The organism is Cellulophaga algicola DSM 14237 (genome assembly GCF_000186265.1).
In the GTDB taxonomy this organism is placed as follows: Bacteria; Bacteroidota; Bacteroidia; order Flavobacteriales; family Flavobacteriaceae; genus Cellulophaga; species Cellulophaga algicola.
Genome location: NC_014934.1, coordinates 4,228,063 through 4,239,614, shown reverse-complemented (window position 1 = coordinate 4,239,614; position 11,552 = coordinate 4,228,063). Strand labels below are relative to the sequence as shown.

Below are 11,552 nucleotides of genomic sequence, written 5' to 3'. Positions count from 1 at the left end.
AGCTAACCGGTTCATCATAATCAACATCCCATTAATTACGTGCTAGAAACCTTCAGAGTAGATAATATGGACACTGTTTTTATGGTCTTTCTGACTATATTTTCTAGTGCTTTTGGTCTTTTTTATTACTTAGTATTAAAAAGTCTATACGGAGTCAAATTTCCCGTAATCTGGCCCTTATTTATTATTCCGCCCTTTATGGTGGTGATAACAGCTATTTTAGATCTCGGTTATGTACCTTTTGCCTGTTTGGTAAACTTCCCTATGCTATTTGTATTAATGCTTGTAGGAGGTTTTGTAAAAGCCATTAGGGATAAGAATTCTGTTTGGGGCTTCTTAGCCTTTATCGTAGCCATGCCGCTTATCATGATTACTTGGCCCTATGGGGTAATAGCCATAATTGCATTTGTTATCCTTAGAGAAATACTAACTCCCAGTTCAAAAAATACCTTTTATGAGTTACAGGGTGTTTTACCCACCTCAAAAATTAGATCTTTAGCTATGGGCTTAGTAGAAATTTCGGGTAAAACAATACTTTTAGAACCCGTTTATTCTGCCATAAAAAAAGAGCCTTGCATTGGGTACCTCTATAAAATAGATGCCATAAATTCTGATAAAAATGGTAAAATAAGTTATAGTACTATTTCCAAGGAAACGGTCTGCAATCCGTTTCAAATTAATGACGGAACGGGTATTATGAATATATCGGGAGATGCTCTTGAATTGATAGATTTACCAGAATCTAAATACTCGTATTCCGCCGGCGATAGACGTTTTCAATTGTTTTTATTAGAAGAAAACATGAAGGTACTTCTTATTGGTAAAGCTACGAATAGAAACCAACAGGTATTCATTGAAAAAGACCCTTCAAAAGATGTATTTGGCGTTGCTACGTATGCGCATGTACAACAGTGGAATTTAATGCGACCCTTGCAACAATCATTTGTAAAATACCTTTTAATTTTGATCGCCTGTATTAGCGTTATCCTAACCTGTGAAATTACCATCCAAGAAAATGAACTATTCTTTTCTTTCACATCGCTGACCGAACTTTTTAATTTAAAAGAAATATTACCCTTTAATCTTTAAACACTAAAAAATGAAACCTTATTTGTTTATCATCATTATAGCGCTTATAGTCCTGTTTTTTGTAAGAGGAATTGTATCGCTCTACAACCGCTTAATTCTATTAAGGGCTAATACGGATAAAAACTTCGCGAATATTGATGTGCTGCTAAAACAACGTGCGGATGAAGTTCCGGAATTGGTAAAAATAGTAAAGAGGTATATGGAATATGAAGAAAATCTATTGACTAAGGTAACGGAATTAAGAACCCAATATTTAGATGCTAAAACTAATGAAGAAAAAGTATTAAAATCTAATGCATTAAATAGTGCCTTAGGCTCTATAATGGTAGTTTCAGAAAATTATCCGGAGTTAAAAGCGAACGCTTCTTTTTCCGCTCTGCAATCTAGAGTATCAGAATTAGAAAACCATCTTGCAGACCGCAGAGAGCTTTATAATGACAGTATTAATCTATACAATATTGGCATTAATGAATTTCCAGATTTGTTAATTGCAAAACCTTTAGGATTTAAAAACAAAGAATTATTACAAATAACTCCAGCAGAAAAAAAGTATGATGGCATTCAGTTTTGAGTATTATGATTGGTTAAAAGAAATCAATAACAACACAAGTATTATGAAGTCCGTAGCATTTTTTGGTGTGCTACTGCTTATTGTTCCGGCTAGAATTTGTGCTATTTTTATGAGTGCAGAAGTAAAGAAAAAGTTTCTATGGTTGGTTTTTGTAGTGGTCATAGCCACATGGATATTCGGATCTTTGGTGGTTGGCGTTATGGCCTCTTTTATTCCTGGCGGATTAAAGCTATTTTTAGCTTGGCTAGCGGTTATATGCACTGTTCTTGCTTTTACCGTAGCTAATCACTCAAGATTATATAAAATATACGAGCAGCAATTAAGCAAGGGGTTTTATAAAAAATAAGCCAAAAATTTAAATTAGGATTCTTTTATCCTATAGTATTTATTATTAATTTTTCCATATGACGTTAAAGACAATTTTAAGTTTATGCTCTATTCTACTTTTAGCACTCGTAGCCAACGGACAGGATAAAGTAAATTATGAACAAGTTGATACAGAAATTACAGACCATTATAAAGATTATAAATACTCGAATAAAAAAAGGCCTGGGTATTATCTTCAAATTAATAACCAGAATTGTTATTATGATATAAGAGTTAACGATTTACCTGCTAGCAATTATTTTCGTGAGCATCCCGCTTATTCGGTAAAAACGCCACTTAACCTTATGATTTTAAAGAGTGGAGAACAAAAAAATTCTGTGAAAGTATTTCCTTTTATTGGAGAGGAATTATCTGAAAAAGCAGGCCTACAATTACAGCTGGTACGGTATAGTGATATGACGGATCCAGACCATGGATTCGGTAGATTTACAGTCCTATGGGAATGGGAAATGCCTAAGGTGGGTGATCAAAAACTACCATTATTTGCTGTGGAAACAGAATTTGATGCCAAAGTACCCTATACCCTAGAAACTTTGGATCTCTATGCTCAAGATCTTTCTGAATTAAGAGAGGAAGACGTGCTTAAGGAAGTTATCGAGCATTTTACGATAAAGCGGCAAACAATAATAAATAAAACTCAAGATAGAGATCATCTAGAAAGACATTTAAAAAGAGCACTGGTTCAACTTTATAAGGGTAAAAAATTATCTGACAAAACTATTGATGGTATGATTAATATTAAGGATGGGATGGAGCCACAACCCTTGGAGGATTTTGAAATTAAATATTATTACAACAATAAGGTGGTAACATTGGTAAGAAGAAGTGATCAACGGCCTGCCATTTGGTTTAAGAATCCAAATACAGGTGCTATGTCTAGACAGCCTTATTATATTTTTAAACATAAAGAAACAGGCACTTGGCATATGTGGTAATTTCTGATACACCTATTTTAAAAAAAATATAAACACAATAAAAATACAATGACCCCGATTATGAAACCAATTTTAATTTTGTGTGTATTGCTCTTGTTTTTTAATTGCAAAGGACAAGAGAAGAAAGTATTTGAAACCAATGGTGTACCTTCTGATACTATTCAAAAAATACAAGCCTATACATACACTCACGATAAACAAATACATTATGGTGTAGGTATATCATGCTTTGCATCATTTGAACTTTATATAGATGATATTTTAGTGGCAAAAGAAGAAACGGCAGGTATTATATCATCAGGGGTAGAATTAAACGAATGGGTCTTAAAGAACGGAACACATCATTTTAGAGTACGTTATTTACCTCAGACAGGAAAGGAATTTGTAGAACCCTATTTGTTGACAGAAACTAGGGTGACAATAGATCATTGGAACTATGTTGAGAATTCGATATTACGCCCCCATTCTGGAGCAGAAGATTATGAAAGTATCTTCTTTGAAGTACCAGTCCCTACTGAAAAAGTACCTTTTTGGGAGTTTTCTGGAGAATTTGAAGTTGAAAACCTTCCGTTTGAACTAACTGGCTGGACGGAGAGTCAAGATCTTTCTAAAATGGATCAAGATGAGCTTTTAAAAGAAGTGGTAATCTATTATGAATATTTTCGTGGTTTATTAAACGATGGAAAAATAAAGCAATTATTAATAGAAGAAAAACAAAAAAATATAGAACTAGCGACAGCGACCTATGATGATCCAAATTGGTACTACACCGAAGAATCAATTGATGGGTTTTCAAAATACATAAATACGATGTTACCTATTGAAAATTATAAATTGGAATTATATGGTAATGGAAGGTTGGTTAAATTAGTAAGGAATGATGAGGGCATATTTAAAAATTGGGACGTATTGATTGGTGAGAGCGAAACGGAATATTTTAGTACTGGTGGTTTTCTTCATAAGCCTAAAGGCTCAGATAGTTTTAAAGTTATAAGAAAGTAAGTTATGCACCTATTAAAAGGAATAAATTCAAAGATATTAATGACCGTAGTACTTAATCTATTTGCTATAATTGGTTTCACACAGACGACTACAACAGATTACACAGTAATAGATACAGAAATTACGGACCATTATAAAGATTATAAATACTCGAATAAAAAAAGACCTGGGTATTATCTTCAAATTAACAACCAGAATTGTCATTATGAGATTGATGTGAATGATTTATCCTGTGGAGAGTATTATGATCAATATCCCATGTATTCTGTAAAATTACCATTGAACTTAAATATTTTAAAAAGTGGAAAGCAAAAGTTAAGTGTAAAAGTATTTCCCTCTAAAGGAGATATGATAAGTGAAAAAGCTGAAATACAACTGCGTTTAATACGTTATGCAGATATAACGGACATAGAAAATGAATTTGGAAAAAGTAGAGTTATATGGGAATGGGAAATGCCAATTGTAGGTGAACATAAATTACCAATTTTTGTTTTTCAATCAACTTTTGAAGCAAACGTACCTTTCAAACTTGAAGTTTTAGATGTATACGCTACAGACTTATCAGTATTAGATGAAAAAGTTGTGCTTGATCAAGTTTTAAAAGAATTTCAGTTAAAACAAAAAAAAATAGTTGATAAAACACAAGATAGAGATTATTTAATACGTCATTTGAATCGAGCTTTTGTTCAAATTTATCCGGATAATGAATTATTAACAAAAACGGTGGATGACATGCTGACTGTTGAAAAAGGTATGGAGTTACAACCTTTAGACGATTATGAAATTCGATTTTATTATAATTATAAGATTGCTACTCTAGTCCGTAAAGAAAATAAACAACCTGCCATTTGGTTTAATAATCCATCAAAAAAAGAGAAATCATATCAACCTTATTACATCTTCAAACATAAAAAAACAGGTACTTGGCATATGTGGTAAGAAGGCTACAATATAAAAAAAGGCTACCTATTTCATTTGATATTTTTAAAAAACTTCAAGCTATTAACCTCTTAAAACGTATCTCTATTAAAAATCTACTCACGACGCTCCTACTCTTCTTAGCAACCATTGGTGTCGCTCAAGATCATTATCCAGTATTAGATAGGATAGTGACTGATAATGCTCAAATTCTCACAGAGGCACAGGTACAGTTATTATCATTTAATTTAGAGGCACTAGAAACTGAAACTTCCAATCAACTTATAATACTCACTATAGAAGATTTGAATAATGAACCTATAGAAGACTATGCCTATAAAACTTTTGAAGTCAATAAAATTGGCCAGAAAAACAAAGACAATGGTATCCTTTTATTAATAGCTAAAGAAGATAAGAAAGTTAGAATTGAAGTAGGTTATGGTTTAGAAGAATACTTAACAGATGCTTTAGCCTCACGTATAATAAGAGAACAAATAGTACCTGAATTTAGAAAGGAAAATTATTATACGGGTATTAATAATACTATTGAAACAATTATAACTGTTCTTAAGAACCAAGATAAAGCCCAAGGACAAGGTCTTGAGAACGAACAGGAATCAAACTTATCTCCTATTTTTAAAATTCTGATAAGTCTTGTTTTGCTTATAATTGTAGTTATTGCATCTATCATTTTTAAATTTATTTATCAATTTATTATTGAGGCTTTCAGAGGTCTTTTTATCGGTAAATTAAACCCTAAAGATTTTCTAATCGAAATTCTACAAATTTTAGTCCCTCTAATTTGTAATTTAGCCTTTATTTGCATCCCCTTGATAACAATTGCTGTCATTACTATTGATTTTGATTATGAAAGATTAGAATATTTTTTAAATTATCTATACTGGTTGTATGTGTTTTTAGGCTTCCTATTTATTCCAGCTATAGTATTTTCCATGCTCAAAATAAATCGTCTTAATGAATCGTATAGATTAAATATTTATGCGAGCGACGAGGCCTTCAAATCAAATATTTTTGGTAATTCAGCTCGGGGATCTTCAAACTCTAGTTCCTCTAGTTATTCAAGTTCAGGAAATTTCAAAAGTAGCTCATCAAGTTTCTCCGGCGGTGGCGGAAGATCTGGTGGTGGTGGCGCTAGCGGTAGCTGGTAATTCAAGGTTTTGAAATAAAATTGATAAAAAACGGTTATGAATATTCTCGATAATAAACAAGACCGTTGTTAATTCATAAGTATTAAAATAATGATGAACTATTTTAAATTACTATTTGTTCTAGGGTTATTTCATCCATGCTGTTGGTTAAAATATGAAAAAGGCCTAGGTAGAAAGTTATAGAATAAAATAGCTACATTAGCCAAAATATAAAAGAAACAGCCTGCCATTTGGTTTAAGAATCCAAATACAGGTGCTATGTCTAGACAGCCTTATTATATTTTTAACATAAAAAAACAGGTACTTGGCATATGTGGTAAAAAGGCAACAACAAAAATAAGCTACCTATTTCTTTTGATATTTTTAAAAAACTTCAAGCTACTAACCTCTTAATACGTATCTCCATTAAAAATCTACTCACCACGCTCCTACTCTTCTTAGCAACCATTGGTGTAGCTCAAGATCATTATCCTGTATTAGATAGGATGGTGACTGATAATGCTCAAATTTTCAACGGAGAAGAGCTAAAACAGTTATCCATTAAACTAAAATCATTTCAGAAGGAAACTTCCAATCAACTTGTAATACTCACTATAGAAGATTTAAATAATGAACCTATAGAAGACTATGCCTATAAAACTTTTGAAGTCAATAAAATTGGCCAGAAAAACAAGGACAATGGTATCCTTTTATTAATAGCTAAAGAAGACAAAAAGGTACGTATTGAAGTGGGGTATGGACTAGAACCTATAATCACGGATGTGATCGCATCGCGAATTATAAGAAATGAATTAACTCCTGAATTTAAAAATGGTAATTACTTTTTGGGTGCTGATGCCGCTATAAATTCGCTTATCCATGAATTAAGTCCGGCTCAGCCAGCAAGCAGACAAAATTATGAGACTCCGCCACCAACAGAACCTATGGCCCCTTCCACTATGGAGACGGATATATCTTCCGCTGTGCGTAAAGATTCTTTAAAAACCACTTTCGGCAAGTATGTTTTTTCTACGGTACTTATGGCTTTCTTGGTATTGAGTCTATGCTTTATTAAGGTTTCTTTTGATGCTTGGGTGATGACCTTAGTCGGAGCATTTACAAATAAAGTTAGCTTTTCTAGAGTGTTTGGTTTCGCTTATAAAACTGGACGCCTATTTTTCTTAGGCCTTATTATATTCACTTTTATGGTTTTTACGCTTTTAGCATTATTGTTTGATGTCTATCCTAATCAGTTTTTATTTTTAATGGAAGATTACAAGTGGCTTGCTATCCCCATACTGCTACTTATAACTCCTTTAATTTTCGCCTTAATGCATGTAAAGTATTATGGCTTAAAACTGAATTTTGCCCTTGCTAATAATGACACCTATTTTATCAGAAAAGAGATTGAAAGTATACTGGATTTAATTGGAATGGTCAATTCAAATTCTAACAGTGATGGGTACCACTACAGTTCATCTGGACGAAGTTATACCTATGATTCAGGAAACGAAGAAGACTCCAACAGTAACTCCAATTCGTATGCTGGAGGAGGAGGAAGATCTGGCGGCGGTGGCGCTAGTGGCAGTTGGTAGCCGCTAAATCATTATTTGCTTAAATGAGTAAGTACCATCTTTACTACCGATTCACAACTTCATTAGGGGGTGCTAACATCATATAACGGTCATGATCTAAGCCTTCCAAAATGATAAACATCTGCTGCTTTTCGCTGAGTCTAATATTTTTTAGAACGTAAACGGCATTCACTTCAGAATTTACCCCTAAATCATTTCTGAAATTATAGACATATAAAGGCTCAATTTTAAATTGTTTTTTAGATCCCTTACTCATTACAAAAAACTCCATGTCTTTTACAGTATAAGCCTTTCCCGATTCATTCAAAATTTGTAAACTAAAATACATCTCATTCTTGTCTAGGGTAATATCATTTAATCTTATTTCTAGTACCCCTACTTTACGAGAAACATTTTTAATCGTAGGCTTTTCAATATGTATATTTTCACAAAAAATATTATAATAGGTTTGAGGCTCAGAGGTATACAAGTCTATTTCATGAATGGACTTAGTTGGTGCAGTTATAGGCAAAGTATTACCTTCTTCTGATTTTACGTTTGCTGCCTCACCTTTAGGATTAGTTCCTGTAATGAATTGATTCACTGGTTGTGGTGTCGTAGCGGTACTCGTGACGACTGCAGGTTTTGGATCAGAAACAGATTCAGAGGTACTTGTTGCACTACCTTCAGTTATAGTAGCATTAGAAGCTACCTCCGGAGGGGTTTCTGAAGAAGGTACTGGCGTAGTTGTCCCATTTTGACCAACATTTATTCTTCCAATAGCGTTGGATGTCGTCATTACAAATACAAAATTAGTAACATCTTTAGTGGGGACTAAAACAAAGGAATAAATGTACCCATCTTTTGTGGTAACCGTTAAATTACTAAGTTGTTTGGTTTTTTTAGCTTTTAAAACTCCCAAGTTACTCTGTTCTTCATAACTGAACATAAAATCTGAAGAAGGTTCTGTAACATTTAAAATCTGATTGGGAAATATAAATGTTATAATATTCGCTTCATTTAAAGCTATTGAAATTGGTTCCCCCGAATGAGCGTATCCCATCTGAGTAGAAAGAAGTAAAAAAAATAAAATGTACTTCAAATATGTAGTAATCATAATGTTAGTAATTAGCGTAAAAAAATAAGTGAACCTTTAAAGGGTACTTTTCGTAATTGTTGGTTTACAAAAATCATGCCTTATGGCACTTATTTCCTACAATCTGGGACGGCAAAAGTAGCTAAAGCTTTAGAGTATAAAAAATATACTCGTTGAATGTTAGCGTAAAAAGTCTAAATGAAATTTAATTCGATGTAATGCACTGCGCAAATTAACGCTATAGTATAAATTTTAGGTTTAAGTAAGAATTAATTTGCAGTAAATTCTTGTTGAACATCGTAATTCTTCTAACAAGTGGTAGCTATAGATGGTATACTTTTTTAAATTTGTAATTGCTCTTTTTAGGAGCAAAAAAATTCAAAGTTTATTTAAGAAATGAAAAAGACATTATTTGACAAAGTATGGGATTCGCATGTAGTTAAACATGTAGAAGACGGACCAGATGTATTGTTTATAGACCGCCATTTAGTGCATGAAGTTACTAGTCCTGTGGCATTTTTAGGACTTAAAAATAGAGGTATTCGTGTACTTCATCCAGAGCGAACTTTTGCAACGGCAGATCATAACACACCAACAATCAATCAACATTTACCTGTAGCAGATCCGCTATCGGCAAATCAATTAAGAGCTCTAGAAGAGAATGCAAAAGAATATGGCATCTCTCACTGGGGACTTGGACATAAAAAAAATGGTATTGTTCACGTTGTAGGCCCTGAGTACGGTATTACACAACCTGGAGCAACTATCGTATGTGGAGATTCGCATACCTCTACGCATGGTGCTTTTGGCGCTATTGCTTTTGGTATAGGTACTTCTGAGGTAGAAATGGTATTGGCTACACAATGTATTATGCAGCCTAAGCCTAAAAAAATGAGAATTAATGTAGCTGGGAAACTTAATTTTGGTGTAACGCCTAAAGATGTTGCCTTATACGTTATTTCTAAATTAACAACTTCAGGAGCTACAGGATATTTTGTAGAATATGCAGGAGATGCATTTGAGGATATGACCATGGAAGGGCGTATGACTGTTTGTAACCTAAGTATAGAAATGGGCGCTCGTGGTGGTATGATTGCTCCTGATGAAAAAACATTTGAGTATATAAAAGGACGTGAGTTTACACCAACAGGTGCCGCTTGGGATAAAGCAATGGCCTATTGGGAAACCTTGCATACAGATCCTGATGCAGAATTTGACAAAGAATTAAGTTTCGATGCTTCTGATATTGAACCGATGATTACTTATGGTACCAATCCAGGTATGGGTATGGGTATTTCTAAGAATATTCCTAAAGCAGAACAAGTTGAAGGTGGCGTAAGTACCTATAAAAAATCTCTAGGCTATATGTCTTTTAATGAAGGGGATAGCATGATCGGGAAACCAATCGATTTCGTATTTATTGGAAGTTGTACCAACGGGCGTATCGAAGATTTTAGAGCTTTTGCTTCTATTATTAAAGGCCGCAAGAAAGCGCCAAATGTTACGGCTTGGTTAGTTCCAGGTTCTCACCAAGTAGAAGCGGCTATTAAAGAAGAAGGTTTGTTAGCGATCATTCACGAAGCTGGTTTTGAACTTAGAGAACCCGGTTGTTCTGCTTGTTTAGCTATGAATGATGATAAGGTACCTGCAGGTAAATTAGCCGTAAGTACATCAAACAGAAACTTTGAAGGTCGTCAAGGCCCAGGATCAAGAACATTGTTAGCTTCTCCACTTGTTGCAGCAGCTGCTGCAGTTACCGGAAAAGTTACCGATCCACGTGAATTAATGGAACAGTTGGCTTAATGCTAACTGCTTTGCGCAGACCGCTTAAATAAGAGATTATAAAAAATATAAAGTTTGGGAATTAGGTCATAAAATTAGTAGTATGATTTATAAGCTAACATCAGTTTTTCCTAAAGAAGAAATTTATTCTCTTACAAGCCAAATGCGCAGAGCATCATATTCAATACCTTCTAATATTGTAGAAGGTTGTGGTAGAGAAACAGACCAAGAGTTTAAACGATATTTAACTATTACCAGAGGTTCTGCAACTGAATTAGAATATTTTTTATTTCTAGTGAAAGATTTAGGAATTATAAATCAAAATGATTTTGACAAGGTAAATGAAAATGTGAATAGAGTTAAACGCTGTCTTAACAACCTAATTAATAAAATATAATAAGCGTGCGGCGTTCAGCGTCTTACGTAAAGCAACAAATATAATGGCATACGATAAATTCGAAATATTAACAAGTACTGCGGTTCCTTTAGCGATAGAGAACGTAGATACAGATCAAATAATACCTGCTCGTTTTTTAAAAGCAACAGAGCGTAAAGGGTTCGGCGATAATCTTTTTAGAGATTGGCGTTATAATACTGATGATTCTCCAAAGGCAGATTTTGTACTGAACGATAGTACTTATTCAGGGAAAATATTAGTTGGCGGTCGTAACTTTGGTTCAGGATCGTCTAGAGAGCACGCAGCATGGGCCGTTTATGATTATGGATTCCGTTGTGTAATTTCTAGCTTTTTTGCTGATATTTTTAAAGGAAACTGTTTAAATATTGGGGTATTACCTGTACAAGTAAGCGCAGACTTTTCTAACACACTATTTTCTGAAATAGAGAAAGATCCGAACACCCAAATTGAGGTGAATTTACAAGAACAAACGGTTACACTTTTAGCCACTGGAGCAAAAGAATCTTTTGACATCAATGGCTATAAAAAAGACAACATGTTAAACGGTTTTGATGATATTGATTACTTAATGAATGTTAAGACAGATATCATAGAATTTGCAAAACACACCCCTTTATAGGAATCTATATTTC

Annotated in this window: 12 protein-coding genes; 11 read left to right on the top strand and 1 reads right to left on the bottom strand. The window is 33.6% G+C overall.

What is annotated here, in order from left to right:
* Positions 1-39: 39 nt before the first annotated feature.
* The 8 genes from CELAL_RS18440 (at position 40) to CELAL_RS21660 (ending at position 7,645) form a co-directional block, all read left to right on the top strand.
* On the top strand, positions 40-1,089 hold the full coding sequence (locus CELAL_RS18440; RefSeq protein WP_013552408.1) for a hypothetical protein: 1,050 nt from the start codon (positions 40-42) through the stop codon (positions 1,087-1,089).
* A 10-nt stretch (positions 1,090-1,099) separates the two neighbouring features.
* Positions 1,100-1,660, top strand: a complete 561-nt coding sequence (locus CELAL_RS18435; RefSeq protein ID WP_013552407.1) for a LemA family protein — start codon at positions 1,100-1,102, stop codon at positions 1,658-1,660.
* Entirely contained in the window at positions 1,641-2,006 is a 366-nt protein-coding gene (locus tag CELAL_RS18430) for a hypothetical protein (RefSeq protein WP_041557803.1), read from the top strand. Before CELAL_RS18435 ends, CELAL_RS18430 begins: the two co-directional genes overlap by 20 nt.
* A 58-nt stretch (positions 2,007-2,064) precedes the next feature.
* Positions 2,065-2,982: a hypothetical protein gene (locus tag CELAL_RS18425; RefSeq protein ID WP_013552405.1), complete on the top strand. Its 918-nt coding sequence runs from the start codon at positions 2,065-2,067 to the stop codon at positions 2,980-2,982.
* A gap of 60 nt (positions 2,983-3,042) precedes the next feature.
* Complete coding sequence (locus tag CELAL_RS18420) at positions 3,043-3,984, top strand: hypothetical protein (protein WP_148229707.1); 942 nt, start codon at positions 3,043-3,045, stop codon at positions 3,982-3,984.
* A gap of 3 nt (positions 3,985-3,987) precedes the next feature.
* Positions 3,988-4,923, top strand: coding sequence for a hypothetical protein (locus CELAL_RS18415; protein ID WP_013552403.1), 936 nt, complete (start codon positions 3,988-3,990; stop codon positions 4,921-4,923).
* Positions 4,917-6,071, top strand: coding sequence for a TPM domain-containing protein (locus CELAL_RS18410; RefSeq protein WP_245529703.1), 1,155 nt, complete (start codon positions 4,917-4,919; stop codon positions 6,069-6,071). Before CELAL_RS18415 ends, CELAL_RS18410 begins: the two co-directional genes overlap by 7 nt.
* A 485-nt stretch (positions 6,072-6,556) precedes the next feature.
* Entirely contained in the window at positions 6,557-7,645 is a 1,089-nt protein-coding gene (locus CELAL_RS21660; RefSeq protein WP_052304020.1) for a TPM domain-containing protein, read from the top strand.
* 43 nt (positions 7,646-7,688) lie between these two features.
* On the opposite strand, the gene CELAL_RS18400 is transcribed toward CELAL_RS21660, so the two are convergent.
* Positions 7,689-8,741, bottom strand: a complete 1,053-nt coding sequence (locus tag CELAL_RS18400) for a DUF4138 domain-containing protein (RefSeq protein ID WP_013552400.1) — start codon at positions 8,739-8,741, stop codon at positions 7,689-7,691.
* A 375-nt stretch (positions 8,742-9,116) separates the two neighbouring features.
* On the opposite strand from CELAL_RS18400, the gene leuC reads away from it, so the two are divergent.
* The 3 genes from leuC to leuD are packed head-to-tail and all read left to right on the top strand — an operon-like array spanning position 9,117 to position 11,539.
* The gene (leuC, locus tag CELAL_RS18395; protein WP_013552399.1) at positions 9,117-10,523 is read left to right on the top strand and encodes a 3-isopropylmalate dehydratase large subunit; all 1,407 of its coding nucleotides are present in this window, start codon (positions 9,117-9,119) and stop codon (positions 10,521-10,523) included.
* A 28-nt stretch (positions 10,524-10,551) separates the two neighbouring features.
* Entirely contained in the window at positions 10,552-10,899 is a 348-nt protein-coding gene (locus tag CELAL_RS18390) for a four helix bundle protein (protein WP_013552398.1), read from the top strand.
* Between the two features lie 43 nt (positions 10,900-10,942).
* Positions 10,943-11,539: a 3-isopropylmalate dehydratase small subunit gene (gene leuD, locus CELAL_RS18385; protein ID WP_013552397.1), complete on the top strand. Its 597-nt coding sequence runs from the start codon at positions 10,943-10,945 to the stop codon at positions 11,537-11,539.
* Positions 11,540-11,552 lie beyond the last annotated feature (13 nt).